The sequence below is a fragment of the Wenyingzhuangia sp. 2_MG-2023 genome, from assembly GCF_030548295.1.
GTDB lineage: Bacteria > Bacteroidota > Bacteroidia > Flavobacteriales > Flavobacteriaceae > Wenyingzhuangia.
The window spans coordinates 415,628-438,246 of record NZ_JAUOSB010000002.1 but is presented as its reverse complement, the minus strand read 5'-3'; the positions used below and the strand labels follow the sequence as shown (position 1 = coordinate 438,246).

At 33.4% G+C, this 22,619-nt stretch carries 15 protein-coding genes; 12 read left to right on the top strand and 3 right to left on the bottom strand.

Annotated elements, in window-relative coordinates; translation table 11 throughout:
* Positions 1 to 138 precede the first annotated feature (138 nt).
* The 9 genes from Q4548_RS05395 to bglX all read left to right on the top strand — a co-directional run bounded on the left by Q4548_RS05395 (position 139) and on the right by bglX (position 16,505).
* Complete coding sequence (locus tag Q4548_RS05395) at positions 139 to 1,866, top strand: SulP family inorganic anion transporter (RefSeq protein ID WP_303452330.1); 1,728 nt, start codon at positions 139 to 141, stop codon at positions 1,864 to 1,866.
* Positions 1,867 to 1,926: 60 nt separating this feature from the next.
* Positions 1,927 to 3,336 carry a rhodanese-like domain-containing protein gene (locus Q4548_RS05390; protein ID WP_303452328.1) on the top strand — a complete coding sequence of 470 codons (1,410 nt, stop codon included), beginning with the start codon at positions 1,927 to 1,929 and terminating at the stop codon, positions 3,334 to 3,336.
* A 20-nt stretch (positions 3,337 to 3,356) separates the two neighbouring features.
* The gene (locus Q4548_RS05385; protein WP_303452326.1) at positions 3,357 to 3,740 is read left to right on the top strand and encodes a rhodanese-like domain-containing protein; all 384 of its coding nucleotides are present in this window, start codon (positions 3,357 to 3,359) and stop codon (positions 3,738 to 3,740) included.
* A 119-nt stretch (positions 3,741 to 3,859) separates the two neighbouring features.
* Positions 3,860 to 6,652, top strand: coding sequence for a triple tyrosine motif-containing protein (locus Q4548_RS05380; protein WP_303452324.1), 2,793 nt, complete (start codon positions 3,860 to 3,862; stop codon positions 6,650 to 6,652).
* A gap of 358 nt (positions 6,653 to 7,010) precedes the next feature.
* The gene (locus Q4548_RS05375; protein ID WP_303452322.1) at positions 7,011 to 10,160 is read left to right on the top strand and encodes a TonB-dependent receptor; all 3,150 of its coding nucleotides are present in this window, start codon (positions 7,011 to 7,013) and stop codon (positions 10,158 to 10,160) included.
* 17 nt (positions 10,161 to 10,177) lie between these two features.
* Entirely contained in the window at positions 10,178 to 11,758 is a 1,581-nt protein-coding gene (locus Q4548_RS05370; RefSeq protein ID WP_303452320.1) for a RagB/SusD family nutrient uptake outer membrane protein, read from the top strand.
* A gap of 29 nt (positions 11,759 to 11,787) precedes the next feature.
* Complete coding sequence (locus tag Q4548_RS05365) at positions 11,788 to 13,251, top strand: hypothetical protein (RefSeq protein ID WP_303452319.1); 1,464 nt, start codon at positions 11,788 to 11,790, stop codon at positions 13,249 to 13,251.
* A 70-nt stretch (positions 13,252 to 13,321) separates the two neighbouring features.
* Complete coding sequence (locus tag Q4548_RS05360; RefSeq protein WP_303452318.1) at positions 13,322 to 14,173, top strand: glycoside hydrolase family 16 protein; 852 nt, start codon at positions 13,322 to 13,324, stop codon at positions 14,171 to 14,173.
* Between the two features lie 49 nt (positions 14,174 to 14,222).
* Positions 14,223 to 16,505, top strand: a complete 2,283-nt coding sequence (gene bglX, locus Q4548_RS05355; protein ID WP_408068626.1) for a beta-glucosidase BglX — start codon at positions 14,223 to 14,225, stop codon at positions 16,503 to 16,505.
* A 45-nt stretch (positions 16,506 to 16,550) separates the two neighbouring features.
* Here bglX and Q4548_RS05350 read toward each other — a convergent pair whose 3' ends face one another.
* Complete coding sequence (locus Q4548_RS05350; protein ID WP_303452316.1) at positions 16,551 to 18,233, bottom strand: RluA family pseudouridine synthase; 1,683 nt, start codon at positions 18,231 to 18,233, stop codon at positions 16,551 to 16,553.
* A gap of 200 nt (positions 18,234 to 18,433) precedes the next feature.
* Here Q4548_RS05350 and Q4548_RS05345 point away from each other — a divergent pair, with 200 nt between their 5' ends.
* Positions 18,434 to 19,741 carry an APC family permease gene (locus Q4548_RS05345; protein WP_303452314.1) on the top strand — a complete coding sequence of 436 codons (1,308 nt, stop codon included), beginning with the start codon at positions 18,434 to 18,436 and terminating at the stop codon, positions 19,739 to 19,741.
* A gap of 2 nt (positions 19,742 to 19,743) precedes the next feature.
* On the opposite strand, the gene Q4548_RS05340 is transcribed toward Q4548_RS05345, so the two are convergent.
* Positions 19,744 to 20,610: a sterol desaturase family protein gene (locus tag Q4548_RS05340; protein WP_303452312.1), complete on the bottom strand. Its 867-nt coding sequence runs from the start codon at positions 20,608 to 20,610 to the stop codon at positions 19,744 to 19,746.
* Between the two features lie 99 nt (positions 20,611 to 20,709).
* On the opposite strand from Q4548_RS05340, the gene Q4548_RS05335 reads away from it, so the two are divergent.
* Both Q4548_RS05335 and Q4548_RS05330 read left to right on the top strand, forming a co-directional pair.
* Positions 20,710 to 21,258: a YeeE/YedE family protein gene (locus tag Q4548_RS05335; RefSeq protein ID WP_303452394.1), complete on the top strand. Its 549-nt coding sequence runs from the start codon at positions 20,710 to 20,712 to the stop codon at positions 21,256 to 21,258.
* 9 nt (positions 21,259 to 21,267) lie between these two features.
* Positions 21,268 to 21,681: a DUF6691 family protein gene (locus Q4548_RS05330; RefSeq protein ID WP_303452310.1), complete on the top strand. Its 414-nt coding sequence runs from the start codon at positions 21,268 to 21,270 to the stop codon at positions 21,679 to 21,681.
* Positions 21,682 to 21,740: 59 nt separating this feature from the next.
* Here Q4548_RS05330 and Q4548_RS05325 read toward each other — a convergent pair whose 3' ends face one another.
* Positions 21,741 to 22,616, bottom strand: a complete 876-nt coding sequence (locus tag Q4548_RS05325; RefSeq protein WP_303452308.1) for an alpha/beta hydrolase — start codon at positions 22,614 to 22,616, stop codon at positions 21,741 to 21,743.
* Between the last annotated feature and the right edge of the window lie 3 nt (positions 22,617 to 22,619).

The following is a 22,619-nucleotide window of genomic DNA, read 5'->3' as shown; positions in this document are numbered from 1 at the left end:
AAAAATCGTTAATCTATTGTTGATAAAAAAAAATATCACTTGTTTTTTTACAGGATTGCTAAACAACTTTGCTGTTCTGTAACTTTTGTTACTGCCTGTTTTTAGAAAGATAAGTTTCTTTGTATTAAAATATAAACTATGAAAATGTATTTTCCATTCTTTACGTGGATTCGTGACTATCAAAAAGAGTTTTTGTACGGAGATTTGATGGCGGGAATCACAGTTGGAATTTTGTTAATTCCGCAGGGAATGGCGTATGCATTAATTGCTGGATTGCCACCTGTGTATGGATTGTATGCTGCTCTTATGCCACAAGTTGTATATGCTTTTTTAGGAACCTCTAGACAACTAGCAGTTGGGCCTGTAGCTATGGATTCTTTGTTAGTGGCAGCTAGTTTAGGAGTATTGCACCTTTCGGGTATTGACGATTATATTGCAATGGCAATTGTATTGTCTTTGTTTATGGGGTTGGTACAGTTGATGTTAGGAGTTTTGAGAATGGGTTTTTTGGTCAATTTTTTATCCAAACCTGTAATTAGCGGATTTACATCAGCAGCTGCAATTGTAATAGGATTGAGTCAGTTGAAACATTTATTGGGAGTCTCTTTAAAAGGGAGTTCCAAATTACATATTATTTTAGGACAGGTAGTAACGGTACTTGATCAAGTAAATTTCACAACATTTTTATTGGGGTTGTTGGGAATTGTTGTTCTAGTATTGTTGAAAAAATTTGTACCTAAAATTCCAGCTGCACTTGTAGTAGTAGCAGTAGGAACCTTGGCAGTTTATTTTTTGGATTTACAATCTTTAGGGGTAAAGATAGTGGGAAGTATTCCAGATGGACTGCCAAGTTTTAAAATACCAGAACTCAAACACCTTCCTTATGCAGAACTGATACCAATGGCTATTACGTTGGCTTTGGTGGCTTTTATGGAGGCTATTTCTATTTCTAAATCTTTAGAAGAAAAAGTAGAGAATTATAAGGTAGATGCCAATCAAGAATTGATAGCATTAGGAACATCTAACATGATAGGGTCTTTTTTTCAAGCGTATCCTACTTCTGGTGGTTTTGCTAGAAGTGCCGTCAATCATCAGGCAGGAGCAAAAACAGGAATTGCAAGTTTGGTAAGTGCTGCAGTTGTTGGGGTAACATTGTTATTTTTAACCCCCTTGTTTTATTATTTGCCCAAAGCAGTGTTGGCTTCTATGATTATGGTTGCCGTTTATAAATTGATAGATTTTAAATTTCCCGTGCAATTGTGGAAACAAAATAGAGATGAGTTTTTTTTGTTGTGTGTTACATTTATCATCACACTTTTTGTAGGTATCATTCATGGTATATTGGTAGGAATTGTAGTTTCTTTAATTTTAATGGTATACAGAACATCTCAGCCACACATTGCAGTATTGGCTAGAATAGAAGAAAGTAATTATTTTAAAAATATATCAAGATTTAGTGGTGAGATCCAAGAGCGAAATGATGTGCTCATCGTACGATTTGATGCTCAGTTGTTTTTTGGAAATAAAGATTATTTTAAGAATAAATTAGAAGCATTGGTTCAACATAAAATCAAGACTTTAAAAGCAGTAATTTTAAATGCAGAATCTATTAGTTATATAGACAGTAGTGCCAATGCAATGTTGATATCGTATATAGAGCAATTAAAATCACAAAACATTAAATTTTTTATTACAGGAGCAATTGGTCCTACTAGAGATGTGCTGTTTCAGAATGGAATTGTAGATGTTTTAGGAAAAGAAAATTTGTTTGTGAGAACCTATGAAGCCGTAGATTGTTTTGATGGAATTGTGTGTAAGGATGATTTACAAAATAAAATTTGTCAACAAAATTCAACAACTGTGTAACGTATGTTACTGTAAGAGAAATAGAAACCACTTATTTTTGAAGTATAAAAAAGTCATAAGATGAAAATAGAACAAATATATACAGGATGTTTGGCTCAAGGAGCCTATTATATTGAAAGCGAAGGAGAAGTAGCCATTATTGATCCTTTAAGAGAAGTGCAGCCATATATAGATCGTGCTGATAAAGACAATGCAAAAATCAAATATATTTTAGAAACACATTTTCATGCAGATTTTGTGAGTGGTCACGTTACTTTATCTAAAAGAACTGGTGCTCCTATTGTATACGGTAAAAATGCCAACCCTAGTTTTGAGGCTATTATAACAGAAGATGGACAAGAGTTTTCTTTGGGGAAATTAACCATTGTTGCAATCCACACTCCAGGACATACTATGGAGTCTACTACATATTTGTTGAAAGATGAAGAAGGTAAAAATTACGCATTATTTACAGGAGATACGTTGTTTTTAGGAGATGTAGGTAGGCCAGATTTGGCTCAGAAAGCTGCAAGCATGACACAAGAGCAATTGGCAGCAACATTGTTCCATAGTTTGAGAACTAAAATAATGCCTTTAGAAAATGAGTTGATTGTATACCCAGGTCATGGAGCAGGATCTGCTTGTGGTAAGAACTTGAGTAAAGAAACAACAGGTACTTTAGGAGGGCAGAAAGAAAATAATTATGCTTTACGAGCAGATATGACAGAGGCTGAGTTTGTAAAAGAAGTGACAGACGGTTTGTTGCCACCGCCACAGTATTTTCCTTTGAACGTGAAAATGAATAAGGAAGGTTATGAAGATATTAGTGAAGTAATAGCACAAGGTACGCATGAATTAACGCCTCAAGAATTAGAGAATTTGGCAAACGAGACAGGTGCTTTGGTGCTGGATGTTAGAACGCAAGAAGAGTTTGCAACTGGACACATTCCTCAATCTATTTTTATAGGAATTGATGGAGGTTTTGCTCCTTGGGTAGGTGCATTGATTGGTGATGTAGAACAGCCTATTGTATTGGTTATTCCAGAGGGAAGAGAAGAGGAAACAATAACACGTTTGTCCCGTGTTGGTTTTGATCACACTTTAGGATATTTAAAAGGTGGTTTTGAGTCTTGGATTCAGGCTGGAAAAGAATACGACACAGTTCAACAGATTTTAGCAACTGATTTAGAAGATGTTTTAACGGATAATTTGCCTATTTTTGATGTAAGAAAACATACAGAATTTTTGTCGGAAAGAATTCCACAAGCAAAAAATACTCCTCTAGATGTATTGAATAGTCATTTAGAAGATTTTCCAGAAAAAGAGAATTTTTACATTCATTGTGCAGGTGGTTACAGAAGTATGATTGCTGCTTCTATTTTAAAAAGTAGAGGTATTCATAATTTTGTAGATATTATGGGAGGTTTTGCAGCTATTAAGGAATCGGATATTTCCACAACAGCTTATGTGTGTCCTTCAACATTATCGTAAATATTTTTAAATAATTGAGAATGAGAGTTGTTTTTATTGTTATAGCCGTTGTTTGGGGATTGAGCTATTTTTACAGATTAAATGCCCAGGTAAAATTTAATAGGTTAAATGTAGAAGAATTTCAGAAAGCAATAGCAAAGGATGGAGTTCAAGTTTTAGATGTGAGAACAGATCAAGAGTATAAAAACGGACATATTGCCAGTGCTATTAATATGGATGTCTTGTCTAATATAACTTTTAAACAACAAATAGAAGCTTTAGATAAAACAAAGCCCTTGTATGTTTATTGTAGGTCTGGAAAAAGAAGTCTGATGGCTTTGAGAATTCTACAAAAAAAAGGATTTGTAAGTATTTGGGATTTAAAAGGAGGTTATCAAGAATGGGAAAAGACTCATAAGAATTAAAAAGATGCTTAGGCATCTTTTTTTGTTTCCATATTTTTGTTGAGATTATTACAAATACTCTTAAATTTAACGGTATAGTAGATCTATTGTATTTGTCTGCTTAATACCCTATCAGAAATATGAATTTTTTCAAATCACTAAGTGTCTTTTTTTTATTTATAAATAGTGTTTTTTCTCAAGGATTGCCACCTATATCTGTTTATACAGCAAAGGATTATCATGCAGAAAATCAAAACTGGTCAATTACGCAATCTCAAAGCAAAGAAGTTTATGTTGCCAACAATCAGGGACTTTTAGAATTTGATGGTGCTTCATGGAGGTTGTATCCCATGGAGAATGAAACCATTGTTAGGTCTGTAAAAGCTGTTAAAGATAAAATATATACAGGTTTTTACAACGGATTTGGTTATTGGGAAAAAAATGATTTTGGGGTGTTAAAATTTACATCACTTTCTTCCGAAATAGACTTGTTAGAAGATGAACAATTTTGGCATATTGAAATTCTAGAAGGATGGGTTTTGTTCCAGTCTTTAGAACGTATCTACTTGTATAATTTAAAAACAAAAGAATATAAAATTATTCAGGCAAGAGATCAAATTTTATCCATGTTTAAAGCAAAGGGTACAATTTATTATCAAGTGTATGATGAGGGAATTTATTTGTTGCGTAATGGAATTTCTCAGTTAATTTCTAGTCATAAAATTTTTAAAAAAAATAAAATTGTTGGAATTCATGAACTTGAAAACCGACTAGTGTTTACGTCAGAGAGTCAAGGTTTATTTTATTTAGAAAATGGTGTTTTACTTCCGTGGAATGAATCTCTAAATTCAAACTTAAGAGATTACACACTTTACAGTAGTCTAAAATCAGCCAATGGAAATTTAATTTTAGGAACTATTTCTGAAGGGGTTATTGTTTTAAATAATGAAGGGAATATTAAGTATTACATCAATCAAAAAAAAGGGTTGAATGATAATACGGTGCTTTCTGTCTTTGAAGATCAAGAAGAAAATATTTGGTTGGGGTTAGATGATGGAATCAATATTATAGATATCAATTCTCCTTTTAAAGTACACAGAGATTATAACGGAATTTTAGGTACAATCTATGCGTCAATTTTACATGAAGGGAAAATTTATTTAGGAACCAATCAAGGGTTGTTTTGTAAAACATACAAGAAAGAAGAGGAATTTAAGTTTGTTGAAAATACAGAAGGTCAGGTTTGGGGATTGAAAATTATTGAAGGGGAATTGCTCTGTGGTCACAATTCTGGAACTTTTTTAATAAAAGATACAAAGGCAGAATTGATAGGGGATGTTATGGGAACCTGGAAAATAGAATCTTTGGGTAAGAATAGGTTTTTACAAGGAAATTATTCTGGTTTGTATGTTTTTGCGAAGGAAAAAGGAAGTTGGAGGTTGAAAAATAAAATTGAAGGATTTAACATTTCAAGTCGATATTTTGAAATTGGAGATGATGCTTCTGTTTTTGTAAATCACGAATACAAAGGAGTTTACAAAATAGATGTAGATGAGGAATTCACAAAAGTGGAAAATGTATCAATTTTAAATTCTGTAGAGAAAGGAATTCACTCTGCATTGTTAAAGTACAAAAACAACATTTTATATTCGTATAAGAAAGGGGTTTATAGGTATAATTTTTCTAAAAATATTTTTGAAAAAGATACAGTGCTCTCTAAATATGCCTTACAATCTGAGTATATTTCAGGGGTTCTGGTCAATACTTCTGCGGAGAATAAATTATGGGGGTTTTCTAAAAAAAATGTTAGTTATATAGAGCAAGGAACTTTAAGTAAAGAGCCTATAATACATCATATTTCAATTCCCTTAAAAGATCGAAAAGGAGCAACTGGTTTTGAGAATATTTGTGAATTATCTCAAAATCGATATCTGTTAGGAACCTCTAATGGGTATATTACTTTAAACTTGAGAAATATAGAAAAACACAAAGATTATAAAGTAAAAATCAATCAAATTAAAAATTCATCTTTGACTAGTTGGCCCAAAAATGTGAATTTAACTACTACAGAATTATTCCATAACAATCAGAATAATTTTAAGTTTACGTGTAGTGTACCTGTTTTTAATGAATTTTCTCAGGTTGAATATCAGTATCAATTAGAGGGATTGAATTCACAATGGAGTTCATGGAGAGAAGAAAGCGATGTTTTCTTTGAGAATTTGCCTTTTGGTAAATATCATTTTAGAGTGAGGGCAAAAATAAATGGGATCTTAACAACAAATGTTGCTAGTTATCAATTTAAAATAGACAAACCATGGTACATTTCTATTCCTATGATTGTTTTTTACTTTGGTGTTTTGGCATTGTTTTCTGTTTTTATGCATATTATGTACAATAGGTATTATGCCAAACAACGGGAACGAATTTTATCAAAAAAACAAAGAGAATTTGAATTGCATAAGCTAGAAAACGAGCAAAAAATGACCTTGTTAGAAAATGAAAAATTAGAAGCAGATGTAACATTAAAAAATAAAGAATTGGCAAGCTCTACAATGAGTGTTATCAAAAAGAATGAATTGTTGAATAGTATTAAAGAGGAGTTGCTTAAAACTGATGGTCAAAAAAATATAGACAATGTAATTAAGATCATTGATAAAAGTTTAAATAATAGTGATGATTGGAAATTGTTTGAAGAAGCTTTTAACAATGCTGATAAAGATTTTATTAAAAAAATAAAAACAGAACATCCATCATTAACTAATAACGATTTAAGGTTGTGTGCTTATTTAAGATTGAATTTGTCATCTAAAGAAATAGCTCCGTTGTTAAATATTTCTACAAAAAGCGTAGAAGTAAAACGCTACAGGTTGAGAAAAAAGATGAATTTGACAAATGAAGAGAATTTAGTGGATCATATTTTAGAAATGTAAAGTTTTATTTATGATTTATTCTTGTGAAAAACCCTTTAAAAATAGGAAATATCTATTTTTAAAGGGTTTTTTGTGTGTATTTGTTTGTGTAGATGTCTTTGTGTTTGTTCTCTAACTTGACGTTTTTAGATTCTTTTTTTGTAAATACATGTTTTAAAGCAGGTTTTAGTACACTACATATTTGATTTTTACCACTACAACACCACTACATTGTGTTTTTTTACTGTTTGAAAACCTAGAGGAATACTACTGGTATGGTTTTTTTTAAGTGTGTATGTTTTTTGTAGTGGGCGTTTTTGGTTAATTATCAGTTTTTGGGGTGTAGCTTTGTTTAAAACACAAATAATAACTAAATCATATGAAAAATTATCTTATTTTAATTCTTTTGTTAGCAATTCCGTTTTTTGGAGTTGCGCAGAGTGTAAATGTAAGTGGTATTGTAACAGACTCGCAAAATGATATTGTTTTATCAGGAGTAAATGTTACTGTAAAAAATACTACAAAAGGGGTGTATTCTAATTTTGATGGAGAGTACACTATTAGTAATGTAACCAAAGGTGAAATATTAGTCTTTAGTTATTTGGGATTTGAATCTCAAGAAGTAACTATAGGTTCTGAAACTACAATCAATGTTCAATTAAAAGAAAGTGTTGAAGCTCTTGAAAGTGTTGTCTTGATAGGTTATGGTACACAGAAGAAAAAAGAAATTACAGGTGCAGTATCTGTAGTAGAAGCAGAAACTATTGAAAAGTTAAATCCTGTAAGAGTAGAACAAGCTTTACAGGGACAAGTTTCAGGAGTTGCAGTAACTTCTTCTTCGGGTTCTCCGGGTGCATCATCTAACATTAGGATTCGTGGAATTTCTACCAACGGAGACAATGCTCCTTTAATTTTAGTTGATGGGAACCCAATTACAGATTTGTCTGTAATCAACCCAAATGACATTAAAAGCGTAAACGTATTAAAAGATGCAACTGCAGGAATTTATGGAGTACGTGCTGCAAATGGAGTGATTTTAATAGAAACAAAATCAGGAAGAAAAAATAGTGAACTAAAATTTAACGTTGATAGTTACTATGCTTTTCAGCAAACCAGTAAAAAACTGGATTTGTTAAATCCATCACAATTTGCTTCTTATGTAAACCAAGCTAACGGAAACTTAACGTACTTTGAACAACCGGTAACTGGGCAAATTTACAATCCTTCTGTAAGTGCAGTAACACCAATGGGTACAAGTAATTGGCAAGATGAAGTTTTTGAAACTGCACCAATGTATAACTTAAACTTATCAGCTAATGGAGGTACTGATAAATTAGCTTATTCTTTTGGAGGTTCTTATTTAACTCAAGACGGTATTGTTGGAGGAAGTCAGTCAAACTATCAAAGAATGACGGCAAGAACAAAATTACAATATGATGTAACTGATGACTTTACATTATCAGCAACTGCAATATACACTTACTCAGAAAAAAATAACCTGACTGAAGATGGAGTAGGTTCTGTTTTGTACAATGCAATCAACGCAGATCCTTTAACAGGGGTTTACGATGATACACCACTTGCCGATGCTGGATATGAAAAATACAGAAATGGATTTGGAATTGTAAATACCAATGCAATAGAAGTAGCCAACCCAATGGCTCAAATAGCAAGCACATACAATACAAATGTTGTTAGAAAAATTAGTCCAACTTTTACTGCGGAATACAAGTTTTTAGATCATTTTTCAGTAAGGTCTAAATACCAAATGAATCACGCAACAGACGAATCTACTGTTTTTAGACCGTTGACTTTTTTAGGTATAGGTAAATCTTTAACAAGAAGTACTAGAAATGAATTGTCTGATAATAAAGACACTTATGATGATTATACTTGGAATAACTTGGTTACCTATAAAAATACTTTTAACGAATTACACAATTTAAATGTATTGTTAGGTCAAGAGATTAGAGAAAATAGAGGGGAATATGCAGGAACATTTGGTCAAATATTAAGAGATGGAAGCAACTCTTTTAGCGATGCAGTTATTTCAAATTTTGAAGAAGTAATAGATCGCTTTACAGAGGCACAATATGCTATAGGTAGCGATCAATTCAAAGAGCGTTTGTCTTCTTATTTTACAAGAGTACAGTACAACTTTGATGAAAAATATTTGATTTCGGCAATGTTTAGAAGAGATACATCTTCAAAATTTGGACCTAATAATAAAGTAGGGTATTTTCCTTCAGTTTCTTTAGGGTGGGTAATTTCTGACGAATCATTTTTAGAAAATACAGACTGGATTAACAACTTAAAATTAAGGTTGAGTTATGGTAAAATAGGAAACGATAGAATAGACGACTTTGCTTACATTTCTAGATTGGACGGAGAAGGAGTTTACAGTAACAATGAAGAAAGTTCTGTTGAAGATTTATTGACAGGAGTTGCAATTGGAAAATTGGCAAATCCAGAAATCAAATGGGAAACAAGTGTTACAAGTAATCTAGGTGTTGATTTTTCTATGTTGCAAAACAGAATCAACATTACAGCAGATGTATATTCTAAAAAAACAGAAGATTTATTAATTGCAGCTCAAATTTCTGGATTGACAGGAGTAGGAGGAATTGGTTCTTCTGCACCAGTAATTAATGCGGGTACTGTAGAAAATAAAGGTTTTGAATTTATGGTTTCTTACAGAGATCAATTCTCAGATGATTTTAAATTTAATACAAGTCTAAATTTCTCAACTATTCATAACGAAGTTTTGTATGTAGGTAGTGAATCAGGTTTTATTGAAGGAGGTGCTTTTGGTTTAGGTACGGGAATCTTACCATCAAGAATGGAAAAAGGACATGCTATTGGTTATTTCTATGGATACAAAACCAATGGAATTTATCAATCACAATCTGAAATTGATGCATTAGATACAGCTTCTCCAGATGGAACTTATCACAGTGGTGCAGGTGTAGGAGATTTAAGATTTGTTGATGTAAATGGAGATGGACAAATTAGTGAAGATGATAGAACAGATATTGGAGATCCAATTCCAAACTTTACAGCTGGTTTAAACATAGGGTTTTCTTATAAAAACATCGATTTTAGTGCATCTACTATTGGTTCATTTGGAAATGAAATGGTAAGAGATTATGAAAGAGTAAATACTTTGGCAAATAAAAGTACTAGAGTTTTAGATGCATGGACAACTACCAATGCAAGCACAACAACACCACGTGTTGTTTCAGGAGCATCTGTAAATACAGACTATTTCTCAGATTATTATGTAGAAGATGCTTCGTATGTAAGAATTCAAAATGTACAAATTGGGTACACTTTTAATAAAGATTTTTTATCAAAAGTAGGAATCGATAAGTTGAGATTGTATGCATCTGCAAACAACTTACACACTTTTACAGATTATTCTGGTTTTGATCCTTCTGCTTCTTCTTCAGATCCAATTGGAGCAGGAATTGATAGAGGTTTTTATCCAGTAGCAAAGACCTATATTTTTGGAATGAACCTAAGTTTTTAACCTAAAAAAAGAAACAAATGAAAAATATAAAAATAGTTAAAAAATCAGGCTTGTTATTTTTTATGATAGCTATGACGGCCTTAGTTTCCACATTGCAATCTTGTGATGATTATGTAGAATTAGATCCAGTAGGACCAACTTCAGACAATTACTTTAACAGTCAAGAAGAATACGAGTCTGCTTTGATTGGTGCTTATGACATGTTACAAAGTACTTATATAAATGTAATGACTTCTGTAGTGGCTTCAGATGATATTATTGCAGGTGGTGATGCAGCCAATTTTGATCAGCCAACACTACAAAGAGTTGATAAAATGGATCAAACACAAGCAGATAACAATCAGTTGAGAGATGTGTGGAATTTTATGTATGCAGCCATGAATAGGGCTAATTACGTATTAGAATATCAAGGCAAAACTGAGTTTGAAGGAAGAGACGAAATTATTGCTCAAGCTTATTTTTTAAGAGCTTATTTTGGTTTTGAATTAGCTAAGTTTTTTGGAGATATTCCTTTGTTAACAGAAACAAGAGATGGTGTTTTAAGAATTGCTGATAGACAGGTAAGTGTAGGTGATGAGTATGAAATTAATCGAGTAGGAAGCATTGCTCAGGTTTACAGTTTGCTTGAAGAGGATTTAAAAGAAGCAATTTCTGATTTGCCTGTAGTACAAGGTCAAAAATACGAGATTACCAAAGGAGCTGCGCAGGCATTGTTAGGAAAAGTGTATTTGTATCACGGAAAATTTGACAACACTAAATTTGCAGATGCTGCTGATGTTTTAGAAGAAGTTATCATTTCAAATGTATATTCTTTAGTTGATTTTACCGTTTTGTTTACAGATAGTGGTGAAAATGGTGATGAAGCTGTTTTTGAAGTTCAATATACCAATGTAGAGGGAGCTGGTTGGGATTGTATGCAATGTAGCGAAGGGTATTATTTTCCGAAAACAAATGCTCCACGTAACCTAGCAATTGCACCTTACATTGCTGGTTGGGGACTTAATTTACCTACTCAAAATTTATACGATGCTTATGATGATAATGACATCAGAAGAGATGAAACTTTATGGGATTTGAGAACCAATGATTCGTATGAGAAAAGTAGAGAAGATACCGGGTTTTTTAATAAAAAATATTTACCAACTCAAGAGGATGAAAATGAAAGAGCAGGTTCAGATCCATTAAACTACAGTAATAATTATCGTGCAATTCGTTATGCAGATGTTTTGTTAATGGCTGCGGAAGCAGAAGTACAAAGCGGAGGTTCATTAACCAATGCGGTTAGTTACTTGAATCAAATCAGAGCAAGAGCTTTTGGAGACAATTCACACGATTATCCTTATGGAGGAGAAACAGATATGTTAGGAGCTATTTATGCAGAAAGAAGGTTAGAGTTTGCGGGAGAAGGACACAGGTTTTTTGATCTGGTAAGAACGAATAAAGCCTCAGAAGCATTCGCAAATTACAATAGTAGTAAGTCTGCTGATTTTGGAACAATCAATTATACAGAAGGAAAAAATGAAGTTTTTCCAATTCCTTTGGTTGAGTTGAATTTAGCCAATGCGGTAGAAAGATGGGGACAAAATCCTAATTACTAATTTATAGATAAACGATAAAACTTAAAGATATGAAGTTATTAAAAAGAGGAATAGGGATCCTAGCAGTTTTAGGGCTATTTGTTGCTTGTACTAGTGATGATGGTGAAATGAATGGTGGAGTGTTGACTGATGTAGATTTTACAGTAAGCATAAGTGGTGATGGAACCGTAGCTACGGTAACACCAACCTCATCAGGAGCAACCATGTTTGAAATAGATTTTGGTTCAGATGCTACGGATGATGTACAGCAAACAGTAGGAGTACCACTAACATACAATTATGAAGATGAGACAGCTACTTATACAATAAAAGTAACAGCACAAGCAGAAGGAAAGGAAAGTGTGTCTGTGGCAAAAGAACAATTAATTACATATCAAATACCACAAACAGATGTAGTTGGTAGGTGGGTAATGTTACACGATGCAGGTGCCATGGCTATAGGGCCTAGTGTTACAGATTTCTCATGGTGGTCAAATGGTTTGCCTGATGTTAAAACTCGTTCTTGTTTCTTTGATGACGTGTTTGAATTCAAAAGTGATGGAACTTTTGTAAATGAGTTAGGTAGTGAAACTTGGATGGAAACATGGACAGGAGTAGATACGGAAGGATGTGCAAGTCCATTAGCACCGTTTGACGGAACAGCTTCGGCAACTTGGTTCCATAACGAAGAAGAAGAAACAATCACACTAACAGGAAAAGGAGCTTTTTTAGGATTGATTAAAGCCATCAATGGTGCAGAAATTTCATCATTAGATCAAGCAGCAACAAGTCTTACATATACGAGTGTGAGTTTTTCAGATGATAAAAACATCATGACTGTACAAATTTCAATCGGTAGTGGAGTTTGGCAATTTAAGTTGGCAAAAGAAGGTTCTGAAGGAGCTTCTTTACCAGATGTTGATTCCGATGGTGATGGTGTGTTAGATGTAGATGATGAATGTCCAAACTTACATGGTGGTGACAATGAAAATGGGTGTCCTGATACAGGTATAGGTGAAGATCCTAATGATGATTTTGAAGGAACTGGAAATATTACTTGGGAGGGAGATGCTGCAGGAGCTAACACAGGTGTAGCCAATCCATCAAAAACAGGTATCAATACTTCAGATAATGTATTACAATATGTTGATGAGGGTGGACAATATGCGAACATCCGTTTTGATTTAAATGCAGACAAAACAGATAAGTTTGATTTGTCAACTAAAAATGTATTCAAAGTAAAAGTATATGTACCAAGCCCTGGAACAGCTCATGTAGAGTCAAACAATATAGTTTTGAAGTTACAAGACGGTTCAAGTGCTTCTCCTTGGGAAGGTCAAGTTGTAGTAGAACATACTTATGAATACGATACTTGGCAAGAATTGACATTTGATTTCTCTGCGTACAGTGCAGAAACTAAGTTTAGTAGAGTTGTTGTTCAGTTTAATGGAGAAAATAATTATGAGTGGGTAACTGCTTATTTAGATGACTTTACTTACGGTGCAAACGAATAATAAGTTTATTTAAAAATCTATCCGTGTTGTTTTACGGTGCGGGTAGATTTTAACTCAAAAAAAATACAAAATGGAATACAAACAAATTATTACAGCTGGTTTATTACTAGTTTCCTTTTTTTCTTGTGGAAATGATGGTGGTGTAGAAAGTGTTGATCCGCCAGAAGAATCCTGTAATGCATTGATAGAATCAGCAATTCCTACAGGAGACTTTACTACTTTGGTGTGGGCAGATGAGTTTGATGTTGACGGATCCCCTTGTTTAGAAAACTGGAGTTATGATATTGGAGCTAGCGGATGGGGAAATAATGAATCTCAATATTATACTAGAGAGGCTGACAATGTTAAGATTGAAGATGGAGTGCTTAAAATAACAGCTAAAAAACAATTGTATAACGGAGCGGAGTATACTTCTGCACGATTGATTACACAAGAAAAATATGGTTTTACCTATGGAAAAGTAGAGGTAAGAGCAAAATTACCAGATGGTGGTGGAACTTGGCCTGCAATCTGGATGTTAGGAGAAAATATATCAACTATAGGGTGGCCAGCTTGTGGTGAAATTGATATTATGGAACACACAGGTAACGATTTAGGAATTACTTCGAGTGCTATACATACTACTTCAGGTTCAGGAGGAAACCCTTCATTTGTAAAGCATTATGACAAAGTGGATGATGTTGCAACTGCTTTCCATGTCTATGGAATCAATTGGACTGCTGAAAAAATAGAATTTACTGTAGATGGAGTGGTAAAAGGTACTTATCAAAAACCTACTGATAGTACTAGCTCTAATTGGCCATTTTACCAAGATCAATTCCTGATTTTAAATTTAGCTATGGGAGGAACTTTAGGAGGAGACATTGATCCTGATTTTACAGAATCGACTATGGAAGTTGACTATGTAAGGGTTTACCAATAGGGATTTTTTAAAGTTCAGAAGACAAAGTGATAAGTAAAGAAATAAAAACATGAAGAAATTAAACAAAATAGTAAGTTTTTTGACACTTGGGGTAATGTTGCTTTCGTGTGGTCAAAAAAATGAAAGTACTTATGAAAACAATGAGTTGTCAGTAGATAAACGAGTAGAAAATTTATTGTCTAAAATGACTTTGGAAGAGAAAATCGGACAAATGAATCAATACAATGGTTTTTGGAATGTAACAGGTCCAAGCCCTATTCAAGGAGATGCTGCAAAAAAATACAAAGATCTAAGAAAAGGGTATGTTGGGTCTATGTTAAATGTTAGAGGAGTTGATGAGGTAAGAGCCATACAAAAAATAGCAGTAGAAGAAACTAGATTGGGAATTCCGTTGATTATTGGTTTTGATGTAATTCATGGGTATGAAACGATGAGTCCTATTCCGTTGGCAGAAGCGGCTAGTTGGGATTTAGAAGCTATTAAAAAATCAGCAGAAATGGCTGCTTTAGAAGCATCTTCTGTAGGGATTAATTGGACATTTGCTCCAATGGTAGACATTTCTAGAGATGCTCGTTGGGGACGTGTGATGGAAGGTGCTGGTGAAGATACTTATCTAGGAAGCAAAATTGCCATTGCTAGAGTAAAAGGTTTTCAGGGAGACGATTTGTCTAAACACAACACTATTGTAGCTTGTGCCAAACATTTTGCTGGTTATGGTTTTGCAGAATCTGGAAGAGATTACAACACAGTAGATGTAGGAACTTCTACATTGAACAACGTTATTTTTCCACCTTTTCAAGCCTCTATTGAAGCTGGTGTTAGAACTTTTATGAATTCATTTAATGAATTGAATGGTGTACCTGCAACAGGGAATAAATTTTTACAAAGAACTGTTTTAAAAGAAAAATGGGGATTTGATGGGTTTGTAGTTTCAGATTGGGGATCTATCTCAGAAATGATTTCACACGGTCATGCAAAAGATAACAAAGATGCTGCTAATATTGCTGTAAATGCTGGTTCAGATATGGATATGGAATCGTATGCGTATGTAGATCATTTGGCTACTTTGGTGAGTGAAGGAAAGGTAGATGCGAAACTAATTGATGATGCAGCTAGAAGAATTTTAAAAGTGAAATTTGAATTAGGATTGTTTGAAGATCCTTACAAATACTGCGATAACAAAAGAGAACAAGAAGTTTTAGGAAGTAAACCTGTTTTAGACGCTGCTTTAGATATGGCAGTAAAATCTATTGTATTGCTTAAAAATGAAAAAAATATATTGCCGTTAAAAAAACAAGGACAAAAAATTGCAGTAATTGGAGCTTTGGCTAATGACAAAACAAGCCCGTTGGGAAGTTGGAGAATTGCAGCAAAAGATAGTACAGCAGTCTCTGTTCTAGAAGGTTTGTCAGAATATGAAGGAAACAATGTTGTGTATGCTAAAGGAGCTGATGTTTCTTTAGGGACTCCAGATTTTATTACAGAAGTTAAAATTAACGAAACGGATAAAAGCGAATTTGATGCTGCCAAAAAAGCAGCAAAAAATGCAGATGTAGTGGTGATGGTTTTAGGAGAGCATGGTTTTCAAAGTGGTGAAGGTAGAAGTAGAACAGAAATAGGTTTGCCTGGAGTACAACAAGAGTTGTTAGAAGAGGTTTATAAAGTAAACAAGAATATTGTTTTGGTCTTAAATAATGGAAGACCTTTGACTTTAGGTTGGGCAGATGCTCATATTCCATCTATTTTAGAATGTTGGCAGTTAGGTACGCAGAGTGGTCATGCCATTGCAAAAGTGCTGTACGGAGATTACAATCCAAGTGGAAAGTTACCAATGAGCTTTCCTAGACATGTAGGGCAATTGCCTTTGTATTACAATTATAAAAATACAGGAAGACCAACTTTACCAGGAAAAGATGTGGTGTTTTGGTCTCATTATCAAGATGAAAAAAACGAAGCTTTGTATCCTTTTGGACATGGGTTAAGTTATACACGGTTTACTTATGAAAATTTAAAAGTTGAGTTACAAGGAAACGAAGTATCAGTAAAAATAGATGTGAAAAATGTTGGAGATGTTCATGGAAAAGAAGTCGTACAGCTTTATTTGAGAGATATGGTAGCAAGTGTAACTAGACCGGTAAGAGAATTGAAAGGTTTTGAAATGATAGAATTAGAAACAGGGGAAGAAAAAACAATTCAATTTAGATTAACTGCTAAAGAATTAGGGTTTTACAACAATGAAGGAAGTTTTGTTGTTGAGCCAGGAATGTTTAAAGTGTTTTTAGGAGGAAGTTCTAAAACAGTGATTGAAACAAGCTTCGAAATAAAAGAATAAGATATATAGTTTGCCCCTATATCTTAATCGGCTGAAGAATGAGTGTTAAAATTCTGCTTCAGCCTTTATCGTTACATCCTTTTTCGAGATAGGATGGCGAAAGGTGATAGACTCTGCATGTAAGTGGAGTCTATTTTCTTTTATACCATACAAATCATCACCTACAATGGGAGTGTTTAAGCCTAGTTGATGAGATGCGTGTACTCTTAATTGATGAGTTCTACCTGTAACAGGAAAAAAATAAACTTTGGTTTTCCCATTCTTTTGTTCAATATTTTCCCATTTTGTTCTTGCAGATTTTCCATGTTCAAAACAAACCAATTGTCTAGGTCTGTCATCAATATCCAATCGTAGAGGCAAATCAATAAAACCTTCGTCTTTTTGTGGAATACCATCTAACAACGCTACATAACGTTTGCTTATTTGTCTTTTGATAAATTGGCTTTGTAAATATTCATGAATATCTTTGGTTTTGGCAATCAGCATCAAGCCAGAAGTAGACATGTCTAAACGATGTACAATTAAAGGTCCTGTAGCATTTGGGAATTTTAGTTTGACACGTAAATAAACAGAATCAGAAATGGTTTTTCCTGGTACGGATAAAAATTCGGCAGGTTTGTTTACCACAGCCAAGTATTCATCATTGTATACATATTCTAATTCTTTTCCTATAGCAGGGTTTTCTAGCAAAGGGTTTTTGTCCATTTCTATTCCTTCTAGCATATGTCCTAAAATAGGCTTGCACTTTCCTTGGCAAGCAGGGTAGTATTGTCCGTGTTTTCTAATTTCAGACTTAGGACTGTCCCCCCACCAAAATTCAGCCATGCAAATAGGAGTTAAACTGTGCTCAAAAGCATATTGTAATAATTTTGGAGCTGCACATTCTCCTGCTCCTGCGGGAGGAATGTCAAAAGGAGTGTGTTTAAAAATATGAAGCAAATCACGCTTGGTTCCGTATTGATTTAAAAACTGATATTGTTGGAACAAATAATGTTGCAGTGTGTTGGATTTCTCTTTACGTTGCTGTTTTAGTATTTCTATTTGAGATTCAAATACATGCAATTCTTTTTGAATTTGAATTAGTTGTTGCTCCCATGTTTGAGTCAACTTTTTAAGTGCTAGTTTAGAGGTTACACTTTGTTTGGCCAAATTATCTATCAATGTCAAATAATCAGTTTCATTTAATGTTGTTTTGGCTTTTATTCGTTGTTGCTTTCTAATTTTTCTATCATCAATGATTTGCAGTCTAAGAGTTTCAATTTCTTGTTGAGATTGTTTTTTGAATTTGTTTAATCTCTCTAAAGTGTTTAGATAAACCAGATTGTTTTCTAAGGTGTCTAAATCCTTGTTGATTTGATTCAGTATTTTCTCTTCTGTTAAAAAATGACTATCTTTTTGCAACATGTCATACACCGGGGGAACAAAAAAACTATGTTGATTTGTTCCTGCTAGTTTTCCAGAAAAAGCAGACAAATAACCAAGTTGTCCTTTTGAGTTTTTTACAACTAAGACTCCAAACATTTTTCCAATGGCTTTTTCGTTTTGCTCATTTGGTTCTTTAAAAGGATGTTCCCATTCGTTTTGGGTAGTAATGTAGTTTTGTACTTCTTGAGCAGCTACTTCACACAAAAGATGTGTCTCGTAATAAAATGGGAAGGTGAATTTTTGTGGCAAAGAAATGTTAGAAACATCACTTGTAAAAAGATGAAAATGTTTATCGGAGGACATTCAACGTATTTTAGCTTGCAAATATATTGAATCTAAAAAAGAAATGAGGTGTTAAAAAACATATTGATGTTTACATATACACATACCTCTTGGTGGATGAGTTTGTATCTTTATGCACGAAAAAAAAGAAGGTGTAGTGTTGGTTGTTAAAAATGAGTATTTCAAAAATGACTGTTCTATAATCCATAACAAATTTAAAAATGATAGAAACTAAAGAGCATTTAAAAAGAGAAGTTGGAGTTTTAGGTTTGAGTGCAAATATTGTAAATATTGTAGTAGGAGCCGGAATTTTTACACTACCAGCTATTGTTGCTGCTGGTTTAGGAACTTCAAGTATTTTTGCCTATTTGTTTTGTGGTGTTTTGGTTACCCTAGTCATGTTGTGTTTTGCCGAGGTAGGAAGTAAATTGACAGATTCTGGTGGTGCATACACGTATATTAGAACTGCTTTTGGACCTTATTTTGGTTTTATAACCGTGATTCTTTTTATTTTATCTACCATTTCTGCAGATGCTGCTGTGGCAAATGCCGTTGTGGATGTTCTAGGTTCTGTAGTTCCCGAATTCAAACTAAAATGGGTAAAGATTCTTACGTTTGTGTTGTTTTTTTCTGGTTTTGGATACATCAATATAAGAGGTGTAAAAGAGGGAATGGCCGTAGTAAAGTTGATTACTATTGCAAAGTTAATTCCATTGTTATTACTTGTTTTCTTTTCTTGGGGAAATGTTTCTATCGCTAATTTATCTATTACTTCGACAGCGAGTTTTACCGAAGTTGGAAAAATGTCGTTGATTTTATTTTTTGCTTTTCAAGGTGCAGAGTCAGGTTTGTCTATTGGAGGAGAAGTACGCAATCCACAAAAAACAATACCCAAGGCAATATTTATAAGTATTCTCGGAATTTTAATTTTGTACATTTTGATACAAACAGTTTCTTTAGGTGTATTAGGAACCTCATTGGCTACGTTCAAAGAAAACCCATTGGCTATTGTTGCACAACATGTTTTTGGGCCAGCAGGTTTTGTATTGATGACTATTGGAGCAGCTATTTCTATGACAGGTTATTTGAGTAGTTCTATTTTAAGCATGCCAAGAATTTTATTTAGAGCAGCAAAAGATGAAGTATTGCCTGTAAAAGCTTTCACAAAAATCCATTCAAAATTCTACATTCCACACATTTCTATCATAGTGTATGCTACTATGGGGTTTTTATTTGCTTCGTTAGGAGGTTTTGAGCAATTGGCAATTATTTCAAGCGCAACTATTTTATTGGTCTATTTAGGAGTGTCTTTGTCTGTAATAAAATTGAGAAAAGATAAGACTAAAAGCACAACTAATAAAACAGAATTTAAAATTCCTGGTGGTTGGTTGATTCCAATTTTGTCTTGCGTTATCATTCTTTGCTTGCTTTCTAATCTTGCGATGAGTGAATTTGTAGGTATTGGAATGTTTGTTGCTATCCTAACAATTGTCTATTTTGTAAAAAAAGGAAAAGCAGATCGTTCTTGATGTTATCTAAACCCTACCCACAATTGCTTCCAAAATGAAGTAGGAATGTTTTCATCTCCTTTAAAACCAAGTTTTGTATTTTCATCTACTTTGGGAATGTAATATGTTCTAAAAATATAATCCCAAAGGCTAAGACTGATTCCAAAATTGACACCATATTTTTTGTTTTTAGGCAAGTTATATGCATGATGATACAAATGCATTACAGGATTGTTAAATACATATTTTAAAGGTCCCCAAGTAATGTTTAAGTTGGAATGATTCAAGTGTCCAATACAGATAGCAATAAAATGAACAATGTATGCTTGTTCGGGTTCAAAACCTCCCAATAGCATAATAGCGAATGTCTTTAATGGTTTGTATAAAATGTTTTCCATCCAATGATAGCGCAAATGTGCTGCAAAACCCATTTCTTTTACGCTGTGATGAATTTGATGAAACTTCCAGAAAAAATCATATCGATGTAAAAGCACATGCGTAAACCACTGAAAAAAATCACTGATGACAAAAAATACCAGTAATTGAGTTGCAGGATTTAGTTTTTGAATGTTTAAAACAGCAAAGTCAGTGATGTTAAAACCTAGAAAATTGATGAGGTTTGAGAACAAAGCATAAATTCCACTAATAAAAATGGTGAATAAGAAGAAGTTGAAAAACATGTAAAAACCATCCAGCCAAAAGTCTTTTCTAAAAATGCCTTGTTGTTTACGCCAAGGGAATAAAATTTCTAATCCCCAGACAATTAAAGAAATAAGAATCAATCCCCAGAAATAATTGTGATACCAAGCAGATTGGAACGTAATTAAGCTCCATACCCAGTTAAGTGTATTGTAAATTCCACCCATAAAAACATCTTCAAATACAATCATATTTCAAAAATAGCATAAATAAAAAGGATCAATGTAACAATTGTTACTGCCGTCTTTGTCGTTAAAAAATATCTTTGCTTAAAAAAAATACAAAGTATGATGGATTTAATTTTAGCTCCGTGGCCTTGGTACGTTTCCGGGTTTTTAATAGCATTGGTAATGTTTTTGTTGTTGATGATGGGAGATAGTTTTGGAATGTCGTCCAATTTAAGAACGTTGTGTACTATATGTGGTGCAGGAAAAAAAACGGATTTCTTTCAGTTTGATTGGAAAAGTCAAAAATGGAATTTATTGGTGATGATTGGAGCGGTAATAGGTGGTTTTATAGGAGCTTATTTCTTGTCTTCAAATTCGGGAGTAGATATCAGTAGTGAGACTGTTTTGAGTTTGAAAGATTATGGAATTACAAGTTCTGCAACCTCTTATTTACCAACTGAGATTTTTTGGGATTTTAGCATTAAAAACTTATTGTTGTTGGCTATTGGTGGGTTTTTAGTTGGCTTTGGTACTCGTTATGCAGGAGGTTGTACCTCAGGACATGCTATTTCAGGATTGAGCAATTTACAACTACCTTCTTTAATAGCTGTGATTGGTTTTTTTGCAGGAGGTTTGTTTATGATTCATTTTTTATTTCCTATCATTTTTTAAATTAATAACATGAAAAAAATAATATATTTAAGTATCGGGATTTTGTTTGGAATTACCATGTACAAATCTGAAGCAGCTTCTTGGTTTAGAATTTATGAAATGTTTAATTTTCAAGCTTTTCATATGTACGGAATTATTGGTGTAGCTGTTGTATTAGGCTTGATAACTACCCAATTGATTAAAAAGTTCAACATCAAAAGTTTTTATGGATTTCCTATTAAAATAGACGACAAAGCTAAAAGTTTTAAAAGGTATTTGTTTGGAGGTTTGATTTTTGGACTGGGTTGGGCATTGGCAGGAGCGTGTCCAGGTCCTATGTTTACACTTGTAGGAGCAGGTTTTTTTAGTTTGCTAATAGTAATTGCTTTTGCAATATTTGGAACCTATGTGTATGGTGTTTTTAAAGAGAAGCTACCTCATTAAAGAGAATATTTATAAAAAGAAAGAAAAGAGACTGCATAAAAAACAGTCTCTTTTTGTTGTTATTTTAAATCGACAAGTTTTTCACTAACAGCCCATTCGTAAAAACGTTCTATCCAGGTGTCAGAAGGCAATCCCTGTTTTTTCATTCCAAAACCGTGTTTTCCTTTGGCGTACATATGTAATTCTGCACTAAACTCATTCTCTTTCCAAGAATTGTACAAGTCAATACTACCTGTGGCCAACTTTAAAGGATCGTTTGAAGCACAAACAATAAACATTGGAGGTTCATCATTTTTTGGCTTTTGTATAGGATATTTTGAAGTCCAAGGATAAATAGGTGCTAAAAAATCAGGTCTATTTTTTGGGATATAATTGTAAGCAACTCCCATAGTTACAGCACCACCTGCGGAAAACCCCATCATTCCAATTTTATTAGGATTCACATTCAATTCTATTGCATGTGTTCTTATATAATCAATAGCATTCAAAGCATCAGCAATAGAATAAGGAAATACATTTTGTAATAGTTGTTCTTTTTTTATAAAATCGTTGCTTTTGTTTACCTTATTAAAATCTGCCATGTCTCTTCCTTTTTGAGTAGGAACCAATCTGTATTTTAAAACGATGGCTGTAATTCCTTTTTTTACGAGCCAATCGGCTACCCAAGTTCCTTCGGTAAGAATACTATTGATACGCAAACCTCCACCGGGAGCAATAACAACGGCTGTACCTGTACTGTTTTCTTTTTTAGGACTGAAAATTTGAATACTAGGTTCAGAAATATTTGCAATACGAACAATACCTTCTGTTTCATAGCTTTGTTCACCACCTGTCCAAGTAACATTTTGGGGTTTCTCAAAAGGAAGTTTTATTGTTTTTTGAGCATTTATACTTAAAGAAGTAGCAAATACTAAAAGGGCAATTTTTTTAAGCATGGT

Coding starts and splice junctions, on each gene's coding strand:
- Q4548_RS05395 (WP_303452330.1), top strand. CDS start 139: ATGAAAATGTATTTTCCATTCTTTACGTGGATTCGTGACTATCAAAAA.
- Q4548_RS05390 (WP_303452328.1), top strand. CDS start 1,927: ATGAAAATAGAACAAATATATACAGGATGTTTGGCTCAAGGAGCCTAT.
- Q4548_RS05385 (WP_303452326.1), top strand. CDS start 3,357: ATGAGAGTTGTTTTTATTGTTATAGCCGTTGTTTGGGGATTGAGCTAT.
- Q4548_RS05380 (WP_303452324.1), top strand. CDS start 3,860: ATGAATTTTTTCAAATCACTAAGTGTCTTTTTTTTATTTATAAATAGT.
- Q4548_RS05375 (WP_303452322.1), top strand. CDS start 7,011: ATGAAAAATTATCTTATTTTAATTCTTTTGTTAGCAATTCCGTTTTTT.
- Q4548_RS05370 (WP_303452320.1), top strand. CDS start 10,178: ATGAAAAATATAAAAATAGTTAAAAAATCAGGCTTGTTATTTTTTATG.
- Q4548_RS05365 (WP_303452319.1), top strand. CDS start 11,788: ATGAAGTTATTAAAAAGAGGAATAGGGATCCTAGCAGTTTTAGGGCTA.
- Q4548_RS05360 (WP_303452318.1), top strand. CDS start 13,322: ATGGAATACAAACAAATTATTACAGCTGGTTTATTACTAGTTTCCTTT.
- bglX (WP_408068626.1), top strand. CDS start 14,223: ATGAAGAAATTAAACAAAATAGTAAGTTTTTTGACACTTGGGGTAATG.
- Q4548_RS05350 (WP_303452316.1), bottom strand. CDS start 18,233: ATGTCCTCCGATAAACATTTTCATCTTTTTACAAGTGATGTTTCTAAC.
- Q4548_RS05345 (WP_303452314.1), top strand. CDS start 18,434: ATGATAGAAACTAAAGAGCATTTAAAAAGAGAAGTTGGAGTTTTAGGT.
- Q4548_RS05340 (WP_303452312.1), bottom strand. CDS start 20,610: ATGATTGTATTTGAAGATGTTTTTATGGGTGGAATTTACAATACACTT.
- Q4548_RS05335 (WP_303452394.1), top strand. CDS start 20,710: ATGGATTTAATTTTAGCTCCGTGGCCTTGGTACGTTTCCGGGTTTTTA.
- Q4548_RS05330 (WP_303452310.1), top strand. CDS start 21,268: ATGAAAAAAATAATATATTTAAGTATCGGGATTTTGTTTGGAATTACC.
- Q4548_RS05325 (WP_303452308.1), bottom strand. CDS start 22,616: ATGCTTAAAAAAATTGCCCTTTTAGTATTTGCTACTTCTTTAAGTATA.